This window comes from Pseudomonas sp. GL_139_B, from assembly GCF_057834475.1.
Genome location: NZ_CM174403.1, coordinates 2,093,631 through 2,117,958, shown reverse-complemented (window position 1 = coordinate 2,117,958; position 24,328 = coordinate 2,093,631). Strand labels below are relative to the sequence as shown.

At 59.7% G+C, this 24,328-nt stretch carries 17 protein-coding genes; 9 read left to right on the top strand and 8 right to left on the bottom strand.

Features of this window, described 5'->3' with window-relative positions:
- Positions 1-50 precede the first annotated feature (50 nt).
- The 6 genes from AC3ISI_RS09765 to AC3ISI_RS09740 all read right to left on the bottom strand — a co-directional run bounded on the left by AC3ISI_RS09765 (position 51) and on the right by AC3ISI_RS09740 (position 9,572).
- On the bottom strand, positions 51-1,253 hold the full coding sequence (locus AC3ISI_RS09765) for an EmrA/EmrK family multidrug efflux transporter periplasmic adaptor subunit (RefSeq protein ID WP_489336680.1): 1,203 nt from the start codon (positions 1,251-1,253) through the stop codon (positions 51-53).
- 15 nt (positions 1,254-1,268) lie between these two features.
- Positions 1,269-2,738: an efflux transporter outer membrane subunit gene (locus tag AC3ISI_RS09760; protein WP_489336679.1), complete on the bottom strand. Its 1,470-nt coding sequence runs from the start codon at positions 2,736-2,738 to the stop codon at positions 1,269-1,271.
- On the bottom strand, positions 2,735-3,208 hold the full coding sequence (locus AC3ISI_RS09755) for a MarR family winged helix-turn-helix transcriptional regulator (RefSeq protein ID WP_489336678.1): 474 nt from the start codon (positions 3,206-3,208) through the stop codon (positions 2,735-2,737). The genes AC3ISI_RS09760 and AC3ISI_RS09755 overlap by 4 nt, the downstream gene beginning before the upstream one ends.
- A 254-nt stretch (positions 3,209-3,462) precedes the next feature.
- Positions 3,463-7,131, bottom strand: coding sequence for a translocation/assembly module TamB domain-containing protein (locus tag AC3ISI_RS09750; protein ID WP_489336676.1), 3,669 nt, complete (start codon positions 7,129-7,131; stop codon positions 3,463-3,465).
- Positions 7,128-8,855, bottom strand: a complete 1,728-nt coding sequence (locus AC3ISI_RS09745) for an autotransporter assembly complex protein TamA (protein ID WP_489336675.1) — start codon at positions 8,853-8,855, stop codon at positions 7,128-7,130. Before AC3ISI_RS09745 ends, AC3ISI_RS09750 begins: the two co-directional genes overlap by 4 nt.
- Positions 8,856-8,921: 66 nt before the next feature.
- Positions 8,922-9,572 (bottom strand): GNAT family N-acetyltransferase, encoded by a 651-nt coding sequence (locus AC3ISI_RS09740; RefSeq protein WP_489336674.1) that lies wholly within the window; start codon positions 9,570-9,572, stop codon positions 8,922-8,924.
- A 284-nt stretch (positions 9,573-9,856) separates the two neighbouring features.
- On the opposite strand from AC3ISI_RS09740, the gene xthA reads away from it, so the two are divergent.
- On the top strand, positions 9,857-10,669 hold the full coding sequence (xthA, locus tag AC3ISI_RS09735; RefSeq protein ID WP_489336673.1) for an exodeoxyribonuclease III: 813 nt from the start codon (positions 9,857-9,859) through the stop codon (positions 10,667-10,669).
- A 187-nt stretch (positions 10,670-10,856) separates the two neighbouring features.
- On the top strand, positions 10,857-12,197 hold the full coding sequence (locus AC3ISI_RS09730) for a substrate-binding domain-containing protein (protein WP_489336672.1): 1,341 nt from the start codon (positions 10,857-10,859) through the stop codon (positions 12,195-12,197).
- Positions 12,198-12,311: 114 nt separating this feature from the next.
- On the opposite strand, the gene AC3ISI_RS09725 is transcribed toward AC3ISI_RS09730, so the two are convergent.
- Positions 12,312-13,541, bottom strand: a complete 1,230-nt coding sequence (locus AC3ISI_RS09725; protein ID WP_452627295.1) for an acyl-CoA dehydrogenase — start codon at positions 13,539-13,541, stop codon at positions 12,312-12,314.
- A gap of 153 nt (positions 13,542-13,694) precedes the next feature.
- On the opposite strand from AC3ISI_RS09725, the gene AC3ISI_RS09720 reads away from it, so the two are divergent.
- The 3 genes from AC3ISI_RS09720 to AC3ISI_RS09710 all read left to right on the top strand — a co-directional run bounded on the left by AC3ISI_RS09720 (position 13,695) and on the right by AC3ISI_RS09710 (position 16,192).
- Positions 13,695-14,624: a LysR family transcriptional regulator gene (locus AC3ISI_RS09720; RefSeq protein ID WP_489336671.1), complete on the top strand. Its 930-nt coding sequence runs from the start codon at positions 13,695-13,697 to the stop codon at positions 14,622-14,624.
- A 206-nt stretch (positions 14,625-14,830) separates the two neighbouring features.
- A complete protein-coding gene (locus AC3ISI_RS09715) occupies positions 14,831-15,229 on the top strand; it encodes a MerR family transcriptional regulator (protein ID WP_452627296.1) in 399 nt (132 codons plus the stop codon).
- A 63-nt stretch (positions 15,230-15,292) separates the two neighbouring features.
- Positions 15,293-16,192: a hydroxymethylglutaryl-CoA lyase gene (locus AC3ISI_RS09710; RefSeq protein ID WP_489336670.1), complete on the top strand. Its 900-nt coding sequence runs from the start codon at positions 15,293-15,295 to the stop codon at positions 16,190-16,192.
- A gap of 671 nt (positions 16,193-16,863) precedes the next feature.
- Here AC3ISI_RS09710 and AC3ISI_RS09705 read toward each other — a convergent pair.
- Positions 16,864-18,558, bottom strand: a complete 1,695-nt coding sequence (locus AC3ISI_RS09705; RefSeq protein WP_489336668.1) for an AMP-binding protein — start codon at positions 18,556-18,558, stop codon at positions 16,864-16,866.
- 204 nt (positions 18,559-18,762) lie between these two features.
- On the opposite strand from AC3ISI_RS09705, the gene AC3ISI_RS09700 reads away from it, so the two are divergent.
- Genes AC3ISI_RS09700 through AC3ISI_RS09685 form a run of 4 tightly spaced genes read left to right on the top strand, consistent with a single transcriptional unit; the run spans position 18,763 to position 24,318 of the window.
- Positions 18,763-19,926 carry an isovaleryl-CoA dehydrogenase gene (locus AC3ISI_RS09700; protein ID WP_489336667.1) on the top strand — a complete coding sequence of 388 codons (1,164 nt, stop codon included), beginning with the start codon at positions 18,763-18,765 and terminating at the stop codon, positions 19,924-19,926.
- Positions 19,927-19,938: 12 nt separating this feature from the next.
- Positions 19,939-21,546 carry a carboxyl transferase domain-containing protein gene (locus AC3ISI_RS09695; RefSeq protein ID WP_489336665.1) on the top strand — a complete coding sequence of 536 codons (1,608 nt, stop codon included), beginning with the start codon at positions 19,939-19,941 and terminating at the stop codon, positions 21,544-21,546.
- Positions 21,547-21,559: 13 nt separating this feature from the next.
- On the top strand, positions 21,560-22,369 hold the full coding sequence (locus AC3ISI_RS09690) for a gamma-carboxygeranoyl-CoA hydratase (RefSeq protein WP_489336664.1): 810 nt from the start codon (positions 21,560-21,562) through the stop codon (positions 22,367-22,369).
- Complete coding sequence (locus AC3ISI_RS09685) at positions 22,369-24,318, top strand: acetyl/propionyl/methylcrotonyl-CoA carboxylase subunit alpha (protein WP_489336663.1); 1,950 nt, start codon at positions 22,369-22,371, stop codon at positions 24,316-24,318. Before AC3ISI_RS09690 ends, AC3ISI_RS09685 begins: the two co-directional genes overlap by 1 nt.
- Positions 24,319-24,328: the final 10 nt, after the last annotated feature.

Genomic DNA, 24,328 nt, shown 5'->3' with positions numbered 1-24,328 from the left:
CCGGGTGGGCGCGGCGCCCTTTAGCCAGGCGCAGCTAATGGATTGGCGAATCAGCGTTGCGCGGTCTTGCTGACCGCAGCGCTGTTGTCGTGGATCAACTGAGTGATCATCGCGTCGGCTTCGGCCAACTGACGGTCATAGATGCTGGTGCTGAACGAGGCTTTTTGCGGCGGCTGTTGCGCCAGTACCGGGCCGCTCTGGTCGCGCAGGTTCACATCGACCTGAGTCGACAGCCCCACGCGCAATGGATGCTTGGCCAGTTCTTCGGCGTTGATGTGAATCCGCACGGGTACGCGCTGCACGATTTTGATCCAGTTACCGGTAGCGTTTTGCGCTGGCAGCAGGGCAAACGCGCTGCCGGTGCCGGCGCCGAGGCTGTCGATGGTACCGCTGTATTTCACGTCGCTGCCGTAGAGGTCGGCTTCGATGTCCACCGGCTGACCGATGCGCATGTCACGCAGCTGGGTTTCCTTGAAGTTGGCGTCGATCCACAGCTGATCCAGCGGAATCACCGCCATCAACGCGGTGCCCGGCTGAACCCGTTGACCCAATTGCACGGAACGCTTGGCCACGTAACCGGTGACCGGCGCGATCAAGGTACTGCGCGAGTTGTTCAGGTAGGCCTGACGCAGTTGCGCGGCAGCCGACATCACGTCCGGATGCGATGAGACCACGGTGTCATCCACCAAAGCGCTGGTGGTGTTCAATTTCTGTTTGTCGTTGGCCAGGGCGTTTTGCGCCGAGGTCAGGTCGTCGCGAGCGTGGGACAGCTCTTCCTGGGAAATCGCGCCGCCGGCGGCGAGGTTTTTCCGGCGATTGAAGTTGTCCTGCGCCTTCTGCACTTCAGCCTGCTGGGCATTGACCTGGGCTTTCATGCCGTCGACGTTGCTGTACAAGCCGCGTACCTGACGCACGGTGCGGGCCAGATTGGCCTGGGCACTTTGCAGCCCGACTTCAGCGTCGTTCGGGTCGAAGTTGATCAGCACCTGACCTTCGTGGACCAGGTCACCGTCATCGGCACCGATGCTGACCACGGTGCCGGTGACCAGCGGGGTGATTTCCACCACGTTGCCATTGACGTAGGCGTCGTCGGTGCTTTCTTTCCAGCGCCCGTAGAGTTCGTGATAACCCCAGACGCCGACACTGGCGAGGACGACCAGGATCGCCAGCGCGACCAACATGACTTTGCGTTTGCGCGGATTGTTTGTGTCTTGCGCGTTGTCCGGGGCTTGAGGTGCATCGACAGTGGCCATGACCAATACCTTGAATTAGTTGTACTGCGTGGCTGGGGTTGCGTTGGCTGCGGTCAGGGTGTCGCCCTGAAATCCACCGCCCAGCGCTTGCATTAATTGGATCGACAGGTCGATCTGCTCGGCATTCAAGTTGGCCAGCTGACGCTGGGCCTGGAGCAACTGCTGCTCGATGCTGAGCACGTCCAGATAGTTGCCGATGCCGGAACCGTACCGTTGGAGCGCGGTGTTGTAAGAATCCTGGGCAATATCGGTAGCGTGCTGCTGAGCACCGATCTGCCGGCCGATATCGTGTAACTGATTAATGGTGTCGCTGACGTCACCGAGTGCTTTCACCAGGCTTTTGTTGTACTGCGCCACGGCGAGATCGTAATCGGCGTCGCGCGAATCGAGGTTGGCACGCAGGCGGCCGCCGTCGAAAATCGGCACGGAAATCGTGGGGGCGATATTGAAGAAGCGGCTCGCCGAACCAAACATTGCGTCGCCCAACAACGATTCGGCACCGGCGGCGGCGCTGAGGTTCAAGTTGGGATAGAACTGGGTTTTGCCGGCGGCGATGTTCTTGCTCGCCGCCTCGACTCGCCAGCGTGCGGCCACCAAGTCGGGACGACGACCGAGCAACTCGGCGGGCAACACCGACGGCAGAGCGACAGCGCTGGCCTGAAGGATCTTCGGCCGAGCGATTTCTTTGCCGCGATCCGGGCCTTTGCCTAACAGCACGGCCAGAGCGATTTTTGCGCTGTTCAGGCGTTTTTCGGCATCAATCAGGCTGGCCTCGGACGTGGCTTCCAGGCTTTGGGTTTGCTGGAGCTGGTACTCGCTGTCGATGCCTGAACTCAGGCGACGCTGGCTCAAGTCGAGCATTTTGCGGGTGCGTGTCAGGTCTTCATTAGCCAGGTCATAGACGATGTGCGCCTGACCCAAATCGCTATAGGCGCGGGCGACGTCGGCGGCCAAGGTCAACTGCGCGGCCTGTTGATCGACTTCGGCAGCACGGGCTTGGCCCAACGCTGCTTCCCAGGCGTCGCGCTGACCGCCCCATAGATCGAAGTTGTAATTGAAACTGGCGCCGATGTTGCGCACGGTGGCGTAAGTGTCGCCCTGCCCGGTCGGGTCTTGGTCACGGGACAGTCGCGAACGGCTGACGCCGGCGCTGGCATCGAGGGTCGGCATGCGCGCGGCGTCGGCGGCGTAGGCAGCGGCGCTGGCCTGATGCGCGCGGGCGTCGGCGATTTGCATGTCCGGGCTGTCGTGCAGGGCTTCGCGGATCAGACCGTCCAGCTGCGGGTCGCCGAGGCTTTTCCACCAGTCGGCTTTCGGCCAGGCCGCCGGCGACAGGGTTACGCCACTGAGGGATTGACCGGCCTTGAGGGTTTTCGCGTCGAGGCTTTGGCCTTTGGTGGTCAGGCCGCTGTAGCTGGCGCAACCGGCCAGGGTCATGGCGGCCAGTACCAGACTGAGGCCGGTACGCAGGGTTTTACTGTTCATTTGTCACCTACCCGCAGCAGGGTGATCGAATCACCAGCTGCTACCAGGATTTTCTTCAGAATCTGTTCCAGCGTTTTCAATTCAACCGGGGTGATGGCCCTGGCCAGTTCGTTCATCGCGTCGGCGCCGATGTGCGGCAGACGGTCGGCGAGTGCCTGGCCTTCTTCGGTCAGCACCAGTTGAACCTGGCGGCGATCCGCCTCGGAGCGTTGGCGGACGAGGAAGCCTTTCTGTTCCAGACGATCAAGCATGCGGGTCATCGAACCGCTGTCCAGCGACAGGTGACGGCACAGCTCGGCCGGGGTATCGACGCCGTACTGGGTAATGATGATCAGCACTTTGAACTGCGCAGCAGTGATGCCGTGAGGTTCCATGTGAGTGTCGATGAGCCGGTCCTTGAGTAGCGCGGCGCGCCCGAGCAAAAGGCCGAGGTGGCAATTGCGGAATTCGTCTGGCGTGAAATGTTTCATCAGTCCACCAATTAGCTGCCTAGGCAGTGAATGTATGACCGAATGTTACTGCCTAGGCAGCCAATGTCAACGTAATAGTTAGCCTGCTTGGTAATTAGTTGACCAATGGTGTCGGGTATTTTGCGTCGGGCACACTGACGCCATCGCGGGCAAGTCGAATCGTCGCACCGCCGCTCCCACAAGTTCACAGCGGACCTTGTGGGAGCGAGCCTGCTCGCGATGGGGGCGACTCGGTGTCTTTGAAGGAAACGGGCCTAGAAATCCCGCTTGTAGAAGATGTCCAGCGAACTCGCCACGCCGCTCGCCGCTTCGAGGAAAACCTTCTTGCTCAGCTTGTAGCGCAGGGCAATGGTGTTGGCCGGTTCAAAAACGCCTACGCCATAACGCAGGCTGAGTTTTTCCGAGAGGTTACCGCTGGCCACGACGGCGGTGGTGTTGCCGCTGCCCTCGGTATCCAGCTGGAAATCCTGGATTCCCAGGTTTTTGGCCAATCCGCCGGTCACCCCCGAACTGCCCATCAAACCCAAGCCGAGCGCGGCCTGGGCGAGCACGTTGTTGTCTTCGCCGTTGGTGCTCAGCGGACGCCCCAACACCAGATAGGACAACGCCTGTTCCTGGCTCATGGACGGTTCGGAGAAGATCTGCGTGGTCGGCTGTTCGGCGCTGCCGCTCAGGCGAATACCGGCGATCACGTCATCAGTCTGGCGAATCGCCTCGATGTCCAGGTACGGCTGATCAAGGGGACCGGCAAACAACAAGCGTGCCCGGCGTACGGTCAGGCGCTGACCGTAGGCGCGATAACGCCCGTCGTTGAGCCACAGTTCGCCCCGCGTATCCAGGTTGTCGCCGATGTGCACCTGCCCCTGCACATTCGCGGTCAGGCCAAACCCGGCAAAGCTCAGCTTGTCAGCGCCGACCACCACATCAATGTCCATCTTCATGGCCAAGGGTGGTTTGCCCTCTTCGGTCTGTTGGCCAACGATCACCACGTCATCGGATACCTTGACCGTGGAAGGCGGCAACTCACGGATGGTGATATCGCCTTTGGGCACCAGCACTTTGCCGGCGATCGCCAGCTCGTCACCTTTCATCGAGATCTTCAGGTCCGGCGCGACTTCCAGCTTGGCGTACGGCTCGACGCTAACCGGTAACTGCGAGCCCTTGAGCGCCAGGTCCACCACCAGCGCCTGCCCCCAGGCGATGTTACCGTTGAGGGTGCCCTGCCCGGTCTTGCCGCTTTTCCAGTCGCCATTCAATTGCACGGTTTCACCGGCAATCACTGCTCGCAGCTGCAAAGCTTGCAGCGCCATCGGCAACTCCGGCCCGGAGACTTCGCCGTCGCTAAGCAACAGGCTGCCGTTAACCTGCGGCGCCAACAGGCCACCGGTAATCGTGCCACTGCCATTCAAGCGCCCGGTGAGTTTCTCGACCATTGGCACGAACGGTCGCGCCACCGACAGGTCCAGGCCGCTCAAGCGGAACGAGCCGGTCAGCGGTTTGTTCTTTGGCAATGGATTGAGCTGCGCCTGAACCATCAACTCGCCGAGCTTGCCGCCGACGAAGTTGAGGTCGGTGTCGATGCGTTTCGGTGTGAGTTTGCTGGTGAGTTTCAGCGTCTGGTACGGGAAGTCCAGCCACTGGTCCTTCTCTTTCATGCGCAACGTACCGCCGCTGGCGTCGATACTGATCAGGCCATTCGGGCCGCTGGCGGGCAGGTCAAGTTGCAGGTCGGCGTTGAGCCTGCCCTTCCAGGCGAGATCTTTGGGCAGCCATTGCGCCAGGCTTTCAATCGGGAACTGCTTGAGGTGAAAACGCAGCGTGGGCTCCGGCATTAAGCGCTGGTCGTCACCGCACAGGCTGGCCGGGCCGGACATCCAGCAGTGAGCGCCGAGGTTGATTTTGCCGTCCGCCAGCCGCTCCAGTTTCGCCGGGCCTTGCAGTTTCCAGTCCTGACCACCGGTCTGGATGTCACCGCTGGCCAGGCGCCCACGCCAGTTGCCTTGGTCCAGCGCACCGTCTAGACCAAGGGCCAGTTTCAATTGCGGCCCTTGCAGATCGAGGCTGAGTTTCTGGTTTTTGATGTCACCCTGACCGCTGGCGGTCAGCGTGCCCAGCGACGTGGCGCCAGCTTGAATGCCGCTGCCCTTGAGGTCGATTTTCGCCCGTTGCGCACTGTCGAGGGTCGCGTCGAGGTTGAGGCTTTGCAGGCGATTGTCGTCGAAAGCCAGTTGCGTGCCTTGCAGCCCTAGCTTGCCTTGCGGCGCCTTGAGCGTGCCGGCGACATCGATGCGGCCGTTCAGTTGTCCGCGCAGTTGCGGCCAGAGTTGGGCCAAACGCGGCATCTTGATGTCGATCTGACCGGCGAGTTTCTGTTGCAGGCTGCCCTTGCCGCTGATGCTGTTGTCGCCGAGGCGGATTTGCAGCGCATTGAGGTTCCATTGCTCGCCGCCGCCATCCGCTTTGGCCTGGATCACGGCAGGTTGCCCGCGCAGTTTGCCTTTCAGGTCGAGGTCCGCATTGAGGCTGAGTTTGTCATGCTTCATCTCGCCTTTGCTGCGCAACGGCCCGGCCAGTGTGCCCGGCAGCTCCGCCACCCAATACGCCGGGTTGATCGCTGACAGGTCGAGTGCGGTGTCCCAGGCAATGCCGTCGGCAAATTGCAGGTTCAGGTGCCCTTCGGCCTTGCCCTGCCCCGCCTGGAGCTGGATTTGTTGCAGGTAGATTTTCGTCAGATCGCCGCTGAACGGGCTGTTCAGGGTGAAGGCGCCGGCCGGGCCATCCAGCGCCGCTGTGAAGCTGCCGAGGTACTGGCCGTCGGTGTAGGAGATGTCGCCATTGAAGCTGCGCAACGCGACGTCCGGCTCGTCTATCAACGGATAGAGGCGGTGCCACGGAAAATCCAGCCAGTCGATTTTCGCGTCGGCACTCAGGCCTTTGCTCCAGTCGAGGGTGCCGCTAAGTTTGAGGCTTTGCTTGTCGTTGGCGGTGAGGTCAAGGCCGGCGATCTGCGCGCCCTTGGCGTCAACCTTGCCTTGCAGCAGCAACGCGACCGGACCTTGTTCGGCAGGGAGCGTGGCTTTGCCTTGCAACTGGTAACCGTTTTTCAGGTCGCCGTCGCCGGTGAGTTCCAGCTGATTGAGTTGCAAGGTGTCTGGCAAGTCGGCGGCAGGTTTGAAGCCGTCGGCGGTGATTCGTACCTTGGCCGGCAGGTTGTCCGCCAGCGGTTGCAATTCACCGGTCAGTTGCCCGTTCAAGTAACCGCTGCTGTCGGCTTTCAGGTTCAGGGTTTTCAGCAGGTCGCCGTCCACTTTCAGCGCCAGCGCCCAAGGCTCCGGGGCCGGCAGGGTCAGGTTGCCTTCAGCCTTGAGCGGCCAGTTACCGCTGGGTTGCAGCAGGCCGGAGAGGTTCAGGCTCAGGTCATCGCGTTGCAACTTCACTGAATCAATTTGCAAGCCTTGCGCCGTCCAGTGCGCCGCCAGTTGCAGGCCTTTAAGTGCTTCGCTGCCGTTGAACAACAGGCTGCCGACCTGGACATCACCCAGTTCAATCGCCAACGGCAATGTCAGATCCGGAAGGCTGATCGGCCCGCTGCTTGCTTCTTCGGTGCCCGGCGGAAACTGCAGGGTGACCTGATCGACTTTCAGTTGCTCGATGCACAACGTCATCCGTGTCAGGCACAGCGGTGACCAAGCGAAAATCACTTTGCTCAGTTCGACCCGGCGGGTGTCCTGCTGCCACACCAGATGATCGGCACTCCATTGTCCACCCAGACGCCCCTGAAAATTTTCGAGGGTCAGCCCTGGCACAAAACCGAGCGCCCAACGGCTACCCCCAGCGGTGCCTAATACCGTGGTGACGGCGACAACGACCAGCATTAGCAGCGCCAGAGTCGCCAGCAGCACTATTTTCAAACCACGATTCACAACTCAGGCCCCATGGAGAAGTGCAGTCGAATGCCGCCGTCGTCATCCAGCGCGTGGGCCAGATCGAGGCGCAACGGCCCCACCGGCGAGATCCAGCGCAGGCCGATACCCACCCCGGTCTTGAGGCTCGGCAGATCAAGTGTATTAAAGGCGTTGCCCTGGTCAACGAAGGTCGCAACCCGCCATTTTTCGGCGATTGAGTATTGGTATTCTGCGCTCGCCGCCACCATGTAGCGGCCACCGATACGGTCGCCCTCGGAGTTTTCCGGGGACAGACTTTGAAAGTCGTAACCGCGCACGCTCTGATCGCCACCGGCAAAAAACCGTAACGACGGCGGCACTGACTTGAAGCCATTGGTAGCGCTGCCGCCGACCTGCACCCGGCCGAGAAACCGGTGTTTGTCGAAAACCGTGGTCAAGCCTTTTACCAACGCAGTGCCGTACAACAAGTTGTTGTCCGAGCCCAGGCCTTCTTTAGCCACTTTGGACTCGAATTGCAGGCGGTAACCGTTGTGCGGATCGATGCGGTTGTCGCTTTTTAGGTAGGAGTAGCTGACGCCGGGCATGAGCAAATTACTCAACCCCGAATCGTCACCCAGTTTGTAATCCTCGCGCTGCCACTTCAGCGACACCACGCGTTGCCAGCCACTGGGCAGTTTGCTGTGCCACTCGGGCCCGATGGTCAGCAATTTGCTGCGGGTGTCGGTGCCGTCAATTTCTTCGTTCTGATAACCACCGGCAAAACGCAGTTTGTCGGTCAGCGGCGGGTCCAGGGGAATGTCGTAGAACAGCCCGACGTTTTGCCGGGGCGCCGAGACTTCAGCCTCCCAGCCATAACTGTGCCCCTGTGGGTTGACCCAGTGCCGGGTCCAGTTCGCCTTGATCCGGGGACCGACGTCGGTCGAGTAACCCAGCCCCAGGCCCATGGTCCGAGGTTTGCGGGTTTCGAGTTTGACATCAACCGGGATCACATCATTTTTGGACGCCGTCGGCGTCGCATCCACTCGAACACTGTCGAAATAACCACTCGATTGCATGGCCTGATTGAGCTCCGCGATCAGTTCGGAGTCGTAAGGAGCGCCTTGCTTGAACGGCACCATGCGTTGCAGCAGGTCTTCGTCAAACGGTGTGTCGCCTTCGAAACTGACCTTGCCCAAGGCGTAGCGCGGGCCGCTGCTATAAATAAGCTCGATATCGGCCACGCCAGCGCGCGGGTCCACCAACAGTTTTTGACTGGTGAAGTGACCGCTGAAAAAGCCGAAGCGCGAGGCTTGATTCTGAATCAGGCGTTTGGCGTCTTCGTAATGACCATGATTGAGCACCGCGCCGGTTTTCAGCGAAGCGCTTTTGGGCACACGAAAAGACTTGAGTGAAGCGGCCGGGCCGTCGATGCGAATCGTGACATTGCGCAAGTGCACCGGTTCGCCGGGGTCGATATTGAGCACCAGGCGCGGCGTTTTACCGCCCGTCACATCGCTGTCGATCTGCGGCTGGTAATAACCCAGGGCCTGGGCGGCCTTGCGCGCCTGCTCCTCGGCGCCTCGACTGAAGCGCTGCAAAGCTTCTTCGTCACGATCGCCGAGGCTGCCGATATAGCCTTCTATATTGACTTTGAGTTCATCGTTGGACGGTTTGATCCGCACATCCAATTCACTTTGGGCCAGCGCCGCGCAGCTGGTGAACAGCATCAGCACGCCACTGGTGAATCTTCCTGGAAACTTCATAGGCGCGGATGCTATCACGAGCTTGGGAGCGTGATAGAGCCTGGCGTGGCGTTAAAGTTCTACCGTTTATGCCGTTGCGGTTTGTACCACCTGAGGATTGGCGTGAAAAAAAACGTGTTCGCGAATCGGTCCTACGGCGACCTCGCCGATTTCCTCATAGCCCTGACGCTTATAGAACTCCAGATAGCGAGGGTTGCCGGTGTCGAGGATCACACCCTGAGAGGTTTCATCCACCGCGCACCAGTTATGCACCGCTTGCAGCAGTTGTTCGCCGAAGTGTTTGCCCTGAAATTGCGGGTGAATGCCCAGCATTGGTAGCACATGGACCGAGTCACTCGGCACGCAGGCGGCAACGGCGGCGTGGTAGTCGAGATAGCGGCGGGTGCTGCGAAAACCCGCGCTGAGCACCATGCGCAAACGCCAGGCCCAACTTTCGGTGATGCCCAGGCGTCGTAGCGGCGGCGCGATCAGGGCGATGCCGATCAAACGGTCGTTGACCAACAGGCCAATGGCCGGCAAGTCCTGAAGAAAGTGCTGTTTAACCAGCTCTCGCACGGTCGCCCGCACGCGATGTTCATAGCCGGGGCGTTCGGCCTCGAACAGGTAACCGAAGGTCGGTTCGTGCCGGTAAGCGTGATACAGCAGGGAACGCGCTTCGTGGGCATAACCACTGTCGAGCATGTGAATGTCGGCGATGGCGGTCGAGGTTTCAGGCATAACGGTTGATCTCCCCGGTACAGCTCAAATGGCTGTGCTCTTGTTGTGACGAGCCTATCGGTACTGACACAGTTCCTTACTAATCGACATCAGTGCTGACGCCATCGCGAGCAGGTTCGCTCCCACAGTTATAGACCAGACTGGGACTGTAGGAGATTAGCCTGCTCGCGATGAGGCCCGCATGAGCCATAGAAGACCTACCGCCGAACACGAATCCCCTCACCCCACACTGGCCCGATTCCTACATGTCAGCTAGCATCGCCCTTTTGCCAGGACTGCCGACCATGAAGATCGTCTCCTTCAACATCAACGGGCTGCGTGCTCGCCCGCATCAGCTGGCGGCGCTGATTGAAAAACACCAGCCAGACGTCATCGGCTTGCAGGAAACCAAAGTTCACGACGACCAGTTCCCGCTGGCCGAGGTACAGGCGCTGGGCTACCACGTGTATTTCCATGGGCAGAAAGGCCACTACGGCGTCGCCCTGCTCTCGCGCAAAGAACCACTGGCCTTGCACAAAGGCTTCGCCACCGATGAAGAAGACGCTCAACGACGCTTCATCTGGGGCACCTTCGCCGACGCCAATGGCGTGCCGGTGACCATCATGAACGGCTATTTCCCACAAGGTGAAAGCCGCGATCACCCGACCAAGTTCCCGGCCAAGCAACGTTTCTACAGCGACCTGCAACAACTACTGGAAAGCCAATTCAGCAACGATCAGCCGCTGGTGGTGATGGGGGACGTGAATATTTCCCCGGAAGACTGCGACATCGGCATCGGCCCGGACAACATGAAGCGCTGGCTGAAAACCGGCAAGTGCAGCTTCTTGCCGGAAGAACGCGAGTGGATGGCCCGTCTGAAAAACTGGGGCCTGGTGGACAGTTTCCGTCACCTGAACCCGGACGTAACCGACCGTTTCAGCTGGTTCGATTACCGTAGCCGCGGCTTTGAAGACGAGCCCAAGCGCGGGCTGCGAATCGACTTGATCATGGCCTCCCATGGCTTGTTGCCACGCGTCAAGGATGCGGGTGTTGATTACGACCTGCGCGGGATGGAAAAACCGTCCGATCATGCGCCGATCTGGCTTGAATTGAGCTGATATTCAAAGCGCAACACAAACCCCTGTAGGAGCTGAGCTTGCTCGCGATAGCGGTATACACACCGCAGATTTGACTGGACGACCGCTATCGCGAGCAAGCTCAGCTCCTACAGGGGCAACTGTCATCTTTCGGAAATCTTGCTGACTTATTCTCGCCGCACTTTCTATGATTTTTTAAGGTGCCGGTATGCCGCTGCGCGTTTTGTTTATATTGATGCTGTGCGCCGGCCTGCCATTGACGGCATCGGCCGCTGATTTAGCGATACCCGCCAATGGCCCCGTGCTTCGCATCCAGGGCTCCAACACCATCGGTGCGGCCTTGGGCCCGGAACTGGTCGAAGGCCTGATGCGCGAGCAGGGTCTGATCAAGGTTCACAGTGAACGTGCAGAAAAAGCCAACGAACAACGCATCGTCGGCGAAACCGCACAGGGTCGCCGAGTCGTGGTTGAAGTCGCGGCGCATGGCTCCAGCACCGGGTTCACGGCCCTGAAAAACGCCAGCGCCGACCTCGCCGCTTCCTCGCGCCCGATCAAAGACAGCGAACTGGTAGACCTCGAATCCCTTGGCGACTTCAAAAGCCCTGAGGCCGAGCAAGTCATCGCCATCGACGGGCTGGCCATCATCCTTCACCCACAAAACCCGCTGAATCAACTCAACACTGAACAACTGGCGAGAATTTTCAGCGGCGAAGCAAAAACCTGGGAAGCACTCGGCGGGACCGGTGGAGCGATTCACCTCTATGCGCGCGATGACCAATCCGGCACCTATGACACGTTTAACGAAATAGTCCTCAGTCAGCGTGGGAAAACGCTAAACAGCGCCACGAAACGCTTCGAATCCAGCGAGCAATTGTCCGACGCCGTCAGCCTCGACCCGCAGGGCATCGGGTTCATCGGCCTGCCTTATGTACGCCAGGCCAAAGCCGTGGCGATCGTCGATGGCCAATCCCAGGCCATGCTGCCGCTCAATAGTCTGATCGCCACGGAAGACTATCCGTTGTCCCGCCGACTGTTCTTCTACCTGCCGCCCCACGGCAAAAACCCTTGGGCCGAGGCCCTGGCGGTGTTCGCGCAAAGCCGCCAAGGTCAGGCGATTGTCGCAGCCAACGGCTTTATCGCTCAGTCCGTCCAGGCCATCACGGTCACACCGAATGCGTTGATGCCGGAGGGTTATCAGGCCCTCAGTCGTCATGCTCAGCGGCTGTCGGTGAATTTCCGTTTTGAAGAAGGCAGCGCGACGCTCGACAACAAGGCACAGCAAGACCTGTCACGGGTGCTCGACTACATAAAGCAGCGTGATAAAACCAATCGCCAAGTCACGCTGGTAGGGTTTGGCGATGCCAAGAGCGACCCGGCGCGCGCCGATTTGCTGTCGAAACTGCGGGCCATGGCGGTGCGGCGGGAACTGGTGAAAAGCGGCGTGGTGTTTCGCGATATTCGCGGCTTTGGTGCCGAAATGCCGGTGGCGGCCAATAGCGCGGATGAGGGGCGGATCAAGAATCGGCGAGTTGAGGTTTGGGTGTATTGAGTCAGAGGCTTCTGTGTTGAATTGACCGACGCCATCGCGAGCAGGCTCGCTCCCACAGGGTTCACCTTGACCTTGTGGGAGCGAGCCTGCTCGCGAATGGCAGGCGCCGAGGTGTTACTGCCCGCTACGCATCATCTCTTTCGGCACATATTTGCCAATTTCGAACTTGCCAATCGCCGCGCGGTGCACTTCGTCCGGGCCGTCGGCCAGGCGCAGGGTCCGCTGCATCGCATACATGTAGGCCAACGGGAAATCGTTGGAAACCCCTGCCCCGCCATGGATCTGAATCGCCCGATCGATGACCCGCAAGGCCACGTTCGGCGCGACTACCTTGATCTGCGCGATCTCGCTTTTCGCCACCTTGTTGCCCACGGTGTCCATCATGTACGCCGCTTTCAGCGTCAGCAGGCGGGCCATGTCGATTTCCATCCGCGAATCGGCGATCTTGTCGATGTTGCCGCCCAGACGCGCAAGTGGCTTACCGAATGCGGTACGGCTGACCGAGCGTTTGCACATCAATTCCAGCGCCCGTTCAGCCATGCCGATCGAACGCATGCAGTGGTGAATCCGGCCCGGGCCAAGGCGCCCCTGAGCAATTTCGAAGCCGCGTCCTTCGCCCAACAGGACGTTTTCGTAGGGCACGCGGACGTTTTCGAACAGCACTTCAGCGTGGCCGTGAGGGGCGTCGTCATAACCGAACACCGGTAGCGGACGGACGATCTTCACGCCAGGGGTATCCACCGGCACCAGGATCATCGAGTGCTGGGCATGGCGCGGCGCATCCGGATCGCTCAGGCCCATGAAGATCAGAATCTTGCAGCGTGGATCGCAGGCGCCAGAGGTCCACCATTTTTTGCCGTTGATAACCCACTCGTCGCCATCACGCACGGCGCGAGCGGCCATGTTGGTGGCGTCAGAGGAGGCAACATCCGGTTCGGTCATGGCAAACGCCGAGCGGATCTCGCCGCGCAGCAGCGGTTCGAGCCAGCGTTGTTTCTGTTCTTCGTTCGCGTAGCGCACCAGCACTTCCATGTTGCCGGTGTCGGGCGCTGAGCAGTTGAACGGCTCCGGCCCCAGCAACGAGCGGCCCATGATTTCGGCCAACGGTGCGTATTCGAGGTTGGTCAGGCCGGCGCCGAGTTCGGATTCAGGCAGAAACAAATTCCACAGGCCTTCAGCCTTGGCCTTGAGTTTGAGCTCTTCCATGATCGCGGTCGGCTGCCAGCGATCGCCTTCGGCAACCTGGCGTTCGAACACCGCCTCAGCGGGATAAACATAAGTGTCCATGAACGCGGTTACGCGCTCACGCAGTTCCTGAACCTTGGGCGAATAAGCGAAATCCATGAGCATTACCTTCTTGGGCAGAGGTTGTTTAGGTCATGGAATTGATGCTAGAACAGCGCTGATAATTTACCTAGCCTATTCTCGTCGTGTATTAACATTCATCACCGATATATGATCAGCTGATCGAGAACCTACAATAAGAGTGCAGCGCAAATGAATCTGAGCAAGGTCGATCTCAACCTTTTCATCGTCTTCGACGCGATCTACACCGAAGCCAACCTGACCCGCGCCGGACAGATTGTCGGCATAACCCAGCCAGCGGTCTCGAACGCTCTGGCTCGTCTTCGTGAGACTTTCAACGATCCGTTGTTTGTGCGTACCGCCCAGGGCATGGTTCCGACGCCCATGGCCCAGAACATCATCGGGCCGGTGCGTAACGCCCTTTCCCTGCTGCGCGTGTCGGTGCAGGAAAGCCGCATTTTCAACCCGCTGCAAGCGGTCAAAACCTATCGCATCAGCATGACCGACCTCACCGAAGCGGTGATCCTGCCGCCGCTGTTCCAGCGCCTGCGCCGCCTGGCCCCGACGGTGATCATCGAAAGCTTCCTGTCCAAGCGCCGTGAAACCACCAAGGAACTGGCAGCCGGGCGTCTCGACTTCGCGGTAGATGCGCCGCTCAACACCGACCCGCAAGTACGTCACGTCAAGTTGATGGAAGACCGTTACGTGTGCGCCATGCGCAAGGGACATCCGCTGGCGGGCAAAGAGAAATTCAGCCTGGATGATTATTTGTCGCTGACCCACATCCACATCTCCAGCCGCCGTAGCGGCCTGGGCCATGTTGATCTGGCTCTGGGAAAAATGGGTATCCAGCGCAAGATCGCCCTTCGCTCCCAGCACTACTTGATGGCCTCGCAAGTGTTGCAACAGACCGACATGGTCATGACCGTCCCGGAGCGCTTTGCCCGTCGCAACGATTTGCACGCCTTCAGTCTGCCGGTCAACGACGTACCACCGGTGGAAACGCATCTCTACTGGCACGAAAGCACCGACCAGGACCCGGCCAACCGCTGGATGCGCGAGCAAATGATCGAGTTGTGCCAGCAGGTGACGGCGCATGAGAAGAAGCTCGAAAAGGTGTAGGACTTGGTACCGAGGCGCCCCCATCGCGAGCGGGCTCACCCCTACAGGAGATCTCTACACGGACATAGATTATGTGTTCACTGTAGATCCATGTGGGAGTGAGCCTGCTCGCGATGAGGCCAGTGATGACTCAGAAGATCTCCGCCCCTTGACGTAAACGTCAACCTGCCATTAGCTTAGCGCCATGACCTTTTTCGAGCGCTTCCATGAGCAGCCAGACCTATAGCATCTCCGACCTCGCCCGCGAGCTCGACATCACCACGCGAGCCATCCGCTTTTATGAGGAACAAGGCCTGCTCAGTCCCGAGCGTCGTGGCCAGGAACGCATCTACTCGCCCCGCGACAAGGTCAGCCTGAAACTGATCCTGCGGGGCAAGCGCATTGGCTTCTCCCTGGCCGAGTGCCGCGAGCTGATCGAGCTGTATGACCCCACCGGCGGCAATCAGAAACAACTGCAAACCATGTTGAACAAGATCGCCGAGCGCCGCGAACAACTGGAGCAACAGATGCTCGACATCGAGCAGATGAAGCTGGAGCTGGACACCGCGCAGGAGCGCTGTACTCAGGCGCTGGAGCAGACCATCAAAAGCCAGCAGGTCGTGTAGGAGCTGAGCCCAGCTCCTACAGGGTTCTGTGAACATTCATACAATTACAACAGGTCCAACACCATGTCCCTTCCCACCCACGTACGCATTGTCGAAGTCGGCCCTCGCGACGGTCTGCAAAATGAAGCCCAACCGATCAGCGTTGCCGACAAGGTGCAGTTGGTCGATGCGCTGACCGCCGCCGGCCTCGGTTATATAGAAGTCGGCAGCTTCGTCTCGCCCAAGTGGGTACCGCAAATGGCCGGTTCCGCCGAGGTCTTCGCGCAGATCCAGCGCAAGTCGGGCGTCACCTACGGCGCACTCGCCCCCAATCTGCGAGGGTTTGAAGATGCGATGGCGGCCGGGGTCAAGGAAGTCGCGGTGTTCGCCGCCGCGTCTGAAGCCTTTTCCCAGCGCAACATCAACTGCTCGATCAGCGAAAGCCTGGAGCGTTTCGTGCCGATCATGGACGCCGCCAAACAACACGGCGTGAGCGTACGCGGTTATGTGTCCTGCGTGCTGGGCTGCCCTTACGAAGGTAACGTCGCCCCCGAGCAGGTCGCCCGGGTTGCGCGCGAGCTCTACGCCATGGGCTGTTACGAAGTGTCGCTGGGCGACACCATCGGCACAGGCACCGCGGGCGCCACCCGCAAGATGTTCGAGGTGGTCGCGGCCGACGTGCCCCGTGAAAAACTCGCCGGGCACTTTCACGACACCTATGGCCAGGCCATGGCCAATATCTACGCCAGCCTGCTGGAAGGCATTTCGGTGTTCGACAGCTCCATCGCCGGCCTCGGCGGCTGCCCGTACGCCAAGGGCGCCAGCGGTAACGTTGCCACCGAAGACGTGGTGTACCTGCTCAACGGCTTGGGTATCGAGACCGGTATCGACCTGGATGCGTTGATCCTGGCCGGTCAGCAGATTTGCACGGTACTGGGTCGTCCGACTGGTTCGCGTGTGGCCAAGGCTCGCAGCGCACAGTGAGTGTGTCCGGGTGTTACCGCACGGTCTCAAAGGTGGGAACAAGCGAGTAACACGGAAACAGATTCTAGGGTTTTACCTGAGGCGCAAAACCCTACAAAATCTCAAGCAGTTGATTTATAAGGATTTTTAAAAGTTGGCACGGCTTCTGCTATATCTTCTGCATAACAAGAACAAAAAAAGCAGCAAACACTAATAAAAATAAGACGTAACGACTCTGACATAACAAAAACAACACGGCAGAGACGCAGCTAACAGATTTTTTTGGAGAAGATGTGCTTTTCAGGGTGCTTTTCGGAGTTACCCGCAACCGGGCAGAGAACAATAAAACTACCTTCAGGTAGCTCCCGAACTGGTTGGATCGCTCAGCGAAAAAGTGATCAGCGCTCAAAAAAATACGTTTGCTCTTGATCCCGGATGGGGATCGACAAAAACAGCGGTAAAGGGTCACGGTTTCCAAAAACAAAAACAGACCGCCCCTCAATAACAAAAAAAGAGCACGCGCAACGACAAAATTAAAGGGGAGCTTCGGCTCCCCTTTGTGCTGTCTGGCGTTCAGGTTTTCGCTGTCCTTTGCCCCTTATCCTTTGTAGGAACGAGGCTTGCCCGCGATGGCGGTGGGTCAGTCAACATGAATGCTGGATGTTCCGCCGCCTTCGCTGGCAAGCAAGCTCCTACAGCTTCGCTTTGAGCTCCGCGACGCTGATCTCGCGCATCCGGAATTTCTGGATCTTGCCGGTCACGGTCATCGGAAATTCCTCCACGAACTTGAAGTAACGCGGCGTCTTGAAATGCGCGATGCGTTCCTTGCACCAGGCTTGCAGCTCTTGCTCGGTGGCGCTGTGGCCCGGGTGGAATTTGATCCAGGCAACAATCTCTTCGCCATAGCGCGAGCACGGAATGCCGATCACTTGCACGTCCGCCACCGCCGGGTGGGTGAAGAAGAACTCTTCCAGCTCCCGTGGGTAAACGTTCTCACCACCCCGGATAATCATGTCCTTGTTGCGCCCGGCAATGCATACATAGCCATCGTCGTTCATGCTCGCCAGGTCGCCGGTGTGCATCCAGCCGGCCTGATCGATGGCCTCGGCCGTGCTTTGCGGGTTGTTCCAGTAACCGAGCATCACGCTGTAACCGCGGGTGCACAGTTCACCGATGGTGCCGCGCGGCACGAGGTTGCCTGCCTCGTCGATGATCTTGCTTTCCAGTTGTGGCTGGGTGCGACCGACGGTGGTCACGCGTAACTCCAACTCGTCTGACGGACCGGTCTGCAACGACACAGGACTTGTTTCCGTCATGCCGTAGGCAATTTGCACTTCGCTCATGTGCATTTCGTTGATGACCCGGCGCATTACCTCGATGGGGCAGGTTGCACCGGCCATGATCCCGGTGCGCAGGCTCGACAGATCGAATTCCGCACGCTTGGGCTGATCGAGCATGGCGATGAACATCGTCGGTACGCCATACAGCGCCGTGGCTTTTTCTTCAGCGACGGTAGCCAGAGTCAGCAGCGGATCGAAGGCATCGTTTGGGTAAATCATGGTGCTGGCATGGGTGATGCAACCGAGGTTGCCCATGACCATGCCGAAGCAGTGATACAGCGGCACCGGGATCACCAAACGATCATCGGCGGACAGGCCCAGGCTTTCGCCGACCATGTAGCCGTTGTTGAGAATATTGTAATGACTGAGGGTCGCGCCCTTCGGGAACCCGGTGGTGCCGGAGGTATACTGGATGTTCACCGGCTGATCGAAATGCAGGTTGTCTTGGCGTTCGCGCAGCTGTTGAATCGAAACGCTAGCGCCCAGATCGGCCAATTGTGACCACGGCAGAAAACCTGAAGGCGGCTGCGCATCCAGGCTGATGACGCCGCGCAGGTCGGGCAGGCGTTCGCTGTGCAATTTTCCGATGGATTGCTCGGCCAGTTCGGGAACCAGGCCTTGCAGCATCCCGTGATAGTCGGACGTTTTGAAAGCTCCGGCGCAGACCAGCCATTGGCAACCGGATTGCTTCAACACGTATTCGAGTTCGGAGCTGCGGTACGCCGGGTTGATGTTGACCAGAATCACGCCGATTTTTGCGGTGGCAAACTGGGTGACGCACCACTGCGCGCAGTTCGGTGCCCAGATGCCGAGACGGTCACCGGCCTGCAAGCCTAGCGCGAGCAGCGCTCTGGCATGCAGATCTACGGTGTCGGCCAGTTGCTGCCAGGTGTATCGCACCTGCTGATGGCGCACGACCAGCGCCTCCCCGTTCGAATATTGCGCAACGGTGTTATCGAATGCCTGACCGATGGTCATCGCCAGCAAGGCTTTGTCCTGGGAACCGCGGGTATAGCTGCGCTGCGGGCTTGCACTGGGTTGATCCATGACGACCCCTATTGTCTTTATTAGTGGGTTATTGGACCGAAGCATATGACTAGCCTCGATCATTAAGAACTGCCTCTACTCTCGCTCAAGTTGACGTTAACGTAAAGGGTGATTGACAGCCATTCGTCACAGGCTTACGTTAACGTAAAGGTGAGAAGCGAATCGCCGCCCTCCCCGCCCTACAAAAAAGCCAAAAGGTGCCCCATGAGCTATCCATCCCTGAATTTTGCCCTCGGTGAAACCATCGACATGCTGCGCGATCAGGTTCAGTCCTTTGTCGCCAAAGAGATCGCACCGCGCGCCGCTCAGATCGATATCGACAACCTGTTCCCCGCCGACCTGTGGCGCAAATTCGGCGACATGGGCCTGCTCGGCATTACCGTGCCGGAAGAATACGGCGGTGCCGGCCTGGGTTACCTGGCGCACGTCGTGTCCATGGAAGAAATCAGCCGTGGGTCGGCGTCGGTTGCCTTGTCCTACGGTGCGCACTCCAACCTTTGCGTCAACCAGATCAACCGTAACGGCAACCATGAACAAAAATCCAAGTACCTGCCGAAGCTGATCAGCGGCGAGCACATCGGCGCCCTGGCCATGAGCGAACCGAATGCCGGTTCCGACGTGGTCTCTATGAAACTGCGTGCCGATAAACGCGGCGATCACTACGTGCTCAACGGCAGCAAGACCTGGATCACCAACGGCCCTGACGCCAACACCTACGTGATCTACGCCAAGACCGACCTGGAAAAAGGCCCACACGGCATCACCGCGTTCATCGTCGAACGTGACTGGAAAGGCTTCAGCCGCAGCAACAAGTTCGACAAGCTCGGTATGCGCGGTTCCAACACCTGCGAGCTGTTCTTTGACGACGTCGAAGTGCCAGAAGAAAACATCCTCGGCGTGCTCAACGGTGGCGTGAAAGTCCTGATGAGCGGCCTCGACTACGAGCGCGTTGTCCTCTCCGGCGGCCCGACCGGAATCATGCAGGCCTGCATGGACCTGATCGTTCCCTACATCCACGACCGCAAGCAATTCGGCCAAAGCATCGGCGAATTCCAGCTGATCCAGGGCAAGGTTGCCGACATGTACACCCAACTCAACGCCAGCCGCGCTTACCTATACGCAGTGGCACAGGCCTGCGAACGTGGCGAAACCACGCGCAAGGACGCTGCAGGCGTGATTCTGTACAGCGCCGAACGCGCCACGCAAATGGCCCTCGACGCGATCCAGATTCTCGGTGGCAACGGTTACATCAACGAATTCCCGGCCGGCCGTCTGCTGCGTGACGCCAAGCTGTACGAAATCGGCGCCGGCACCAGTGAGATCCGTCGCATGCTGATCGGTCGCGAACTGTTCAACGAAACCCGCTAATCGGAGCTGTCCATGGCTATCCTGCATACCCAGCTCAACCCTCGTTCGGCGGAGTTCGCGGCCAACAGCGCGGCGATGCTCAAACAGGTCGACGACCTGCACACCTTGCTCGCCCAAGTGCAGCTCGGTGGCGGCCCGAAGGCTCAAGAACGCCACACCTCGCGCGGTAAATTGCTGCCCCGCGAACGCATCAACCGCCTGCTCGATCCGGGTTCGCCGTTTCTGGAAATCAGCCAACTGGCGGCCTATGAGGTTTACGGTGAAGACGTTCCAGCCGCCGGCGTGATTGTTGGAATCGGCCGCGTGGAAGGCGTCGAATGCATGATCGTCGCCAACGACGCCACCGTGAAAGGTGGCTCGTACTACCCGCTGACCGTGAAAAAACACCTGCGCGCCCAGACCATCGCCCAGCAAAATCGTTTGCCGTGCATCTATCTGGTGGACTCCGGCGGCGCGAACCTGCCGCGTCAGGATGAAGTGTTCCCGGACCGCGAACACTTCGGGCGGATTTTCTTCAACCAGGCCAACATGAGTGCCATGGGCATTCCGCAAATCGCGGTGGTGATGGGCTCGTGCACCGCCGGTGGTGCGTATGTGCCTGCGATGGCTGACGAAGCGATCATGGTACGCCAGCAAGCGACGATTTTTCTTGCCGGCCCGCCACTGGTAAAAGCCGCGACCGGTGAAGTGGTCAGCGCCGAAGACCTCGGCGGGGCCGATGTGCACTGCAAGATTTCCGGCGTCGCCGACCATTACGCCGAAAGCGATGAACACGCCCTGGCCATTGCCCGACGCAGCGTCGCCAATCTCAACTGGCGCAAGCTCGGCGAAGTGCAACAACGCGCGCCTATTGCGCCGCTGTACAGCAGTGACGAGTTGTACGGCGTGGTGTCGGCGGACGCCAAGCAACCGTTCGATGTGCGCGAAGTTATCGCACGTCTGGTCGACGGTTCAGTGTTCGATGAGTTCAAAGCGCTGTTCGGGACCACGCTGGTGTGCGGCTTTGCCCACTTGCACGGTTACCCCATCGCGATCCTCGCCAACAACGGCATCCTGTTCGCTGAAGCTGCGCAGAAAGGCGCGCACTTTATCGAACTGGCCTGCCAGCGCGGCATCCCGTTGCTGTTCCTGCAAAACATCACCGGTTTCATGGTTGGCCAAAAATATGAGGCCGGCGGCATCGCCAAGCACGGTGCGAAATTGGTGACGGCGGTGGCCTGCGCCAAAGTGCCGAAATTCACCGTGATCATCGGCGGTAGTTTTGGTGCCGGTAACTACGGCATGTGCGGTCGGGCTTACGACCCGCGCTTCCTGTGGATGTGGCCAAACGCGCGCATTGGTGTGATGGGCGCGGAACAGGCTGCCGGGGTGTTGGTACAGGTCAAACGCGAGCAGGCTGAGCGCAGTGGTCAAGGATTCAGCGCCGTGCAGGAAGCCGAGATCAAACAACCGATCCTCGATCAATACGAAGAACAGGGTCACCCCTACTATTCCAGCGCACGGCTGTGGGACGACGGCGTCATCGACCCGGCGCAAACCCGTGATGTGCTGGCCCTGGCCTTGTCCGCGTCGTTGAACGCGCCTATCGAACCGAGCCGCTTCGGCGTGTTCCGGATGTGATCGGGAGAAAACCATGAGTGACTTCAAAACCCTCGAACTGCTGACCGACCCACGGGGTTTCGCCACCCTGTGGCTCAGCCGTGAAGAAAAGAACAACGCGTTCAACGCCGAAATGATCCGCGAACTGATCCTCGCGCTGGACACCGTGGCGAGCGACTCCAGCCTGCGCTTTTTGCTGGTGCGTGGACGCGGCAAACATTTTAGCGCCGGCGCCGACCTGGCATGGATGCAGCAATCGGCCGAACTCGATTACGGCACCAACCTCGATGACGCCCGGGAACTGGCGGAGTTGATGTACAACCTCGCCAAGTTGAAAATCCCGACCCTGGCCGTGGTGCAAGGCGCGGCCTTCGGCGGTGCGCTGGGCTTGATCAGTTGCTGCGACATGGCGATTGGCACCGACGACGCGCAGTTCTGCCTGTCGGAAGTGCGCATCGGCCTGGCGCCAGCAGTGATCAGCCCGTTCGTGGTGCAGGCCATCGGTGAACGCGCGGCACGCCGTTATGCGCTGACCGCCGAACGTTTCGGCGGGCAACGGGCGCGGGAAATCGGATTGTTGTCGGAAAGCTATCCGGCCGCCGAGCTGGAGCAAAAGGTCGACCAGTGGATCGACAACCTCCTGCTTAACAGCCCCGCCGCCATGCGTGTCAGTAAAGACTTGTTGCGTGAAGTCAGCCATGGCGCGTTAACCCCGGCACTGCGCCGTTACACAGAAAACGCTATCGCCCGTATCCGCGTCAGCCCCGAAGGTCAGGAAGGCCTACGCGCCTTTTTGCAGAAACGTCCACCAAGCTGGCAAGTCACCACCAAGGAGCCGCGTTGATGAGCGCACCTGTTCTCACCACCCTACTGGTGGCCAACCGTGGCGAAATCGCCTGCCGGGTCATGCGCACCGCCAAGGCCTTGGGCCTGACCACTGTGGCCGTGCACAGCGCCACTGACCGTGACGCGCGACACAGCCGCGAAGCGGATATCCGCGTCGACCTCGGTGGCAGCAAAGCCGCCGACAGTTATCTGCAAATCGACAAATTGATTGCGGCAGCCAAAGCCAGCGGCGCTCAGGCGATCCATCCGGGTTATGGCTTTTTGTCAGAGAACGCCGGGTTTGCCCGCGCGATTGAAGACGCCGGCCTGATTTTCCTTGGCCCGCCTGCCTCGGCCATCGACGCCATGGGTAGCAAATCCGCGGCCAAAGCGCTGATGGAAACCGCTGGCGTGCCTTTGGTCCCTGGTTATCACGGCGAAGCGCAGGACTTCGACACCTTCCGCGATGCCTGTGAGCGCATCGGTTATCCGGTACTGCTCAAAGCCACCGCCGGCGGTGGTGGCAAAGGCATGAAAGTGGTCGAGGACGTCAGCCAGTTGGCCGAAGCCCTGGCGTCGGCCCAGCGTGAAGCGAAATCCTCCTTCGGCGACTCGCGGATGCTGGTGGAGAAGTACCTGCTCAAACCGCGCCACGTCGAAATCCAGGTCTTTGCCGATCAGCATGGCAATTGCCTGTACCTGAATGAACGTGACTGCTCGATCCAGCGCCGCCATCAGAAAGTCGTTGAGGAAGCACCTGCGCCAGGCTTGAGTCGGGAACTGCGTCGCGCCATGGGCGAGGCGGCTGTTCGCTCGGCACAGGCCATCGGTTATGTCGGCGCCGGCACCGTGGAGTTTTTGCTGGATTCGCGCGGTGAGTTCTTCTTTATGGAAATGAACACGCGCCTACAGGTTGAGCATCCGGTCACCGAAGCCATCACCGGCCTCGACCTCGTAGCCTGGCAAATTCGCGTGGCCCGTGGCGAAGCGCTGCCGATGACCCAGGCCGAAGTGCCGCTGATCGGTCATGCGATTGAAGTGCGTCTGTACGCAGAGGACCCGGCCAATGATTTCCTGCCGGCCACCGGGCGCCTGGAACTGTATCGTGAATCAGCCGAAGGCCCGGGACGTAGGGTCGACAGTGGTGTTGAAGAAGGTGATGAGATTTCGCCGTTCTACGACCCGATGCTGGGCAAGCTGATTGCCTGGGGCGAAGACCGCGAACAGGCGCGCCTGCGGTTGTTGAGCATGCTCGATGAGTTCGCGATTGGCGGACTCAAGACCAACATCAACTTCCTGCGCCGGATCATCGCACACCCTGCGTTTGCAGCGGCAGAACTGGACACCGGGTTTATCCCGCGCTTTCAGGAGCAATTGTTGCCAGCGCCCTCGGACCTTAGTGACGGGTTTTGGCAAGCCGCCGCTCAGGCGGTTGCCCAGAGCCAGCCAGGTTCACCGCGCGCCGATGACGTGAGTTCGCCATGGGCAATCGGCAATGGTTTCCGGGCTGGGTTGCCAAAAGAAATCACCCTGCACTTGAGCTGCGAAGGCCAGGACCGCGCACTGACCTTGGGCGACATCCGCACCGCCCACCTTCAAGGTGAGCAATTGCTGACCGAGCACAACGGCGTACGCCGCCAGCATCGGGCAATCCGTCATGGCGACTCTGTCTATCTGCAATGGGACGGTGAACTGCGCCGTATCGAGTCCTACGACCCGATCAGCGCCGTCGAAGCCAGCCACAGCCATCACGGTGGGCTCACCGCGCCAATGAACGGCAGCATCGTGCGAGTACTGGTGGAGGCCGGGCAAACGGTCGAAGCCGGGGCGCAACTGGTGGTGTTGGAAGCGATGAAAATGGAGCACAGCATTCGTGCGCCCCACGCGGGCGTGATCAAAGCCTTGTATTGCCAGGAAGGCGAAATGGTCAGCGAAGGCAGTGCGCTGGTCGAACTGGAAGAAGCGTGAAATGAAGATC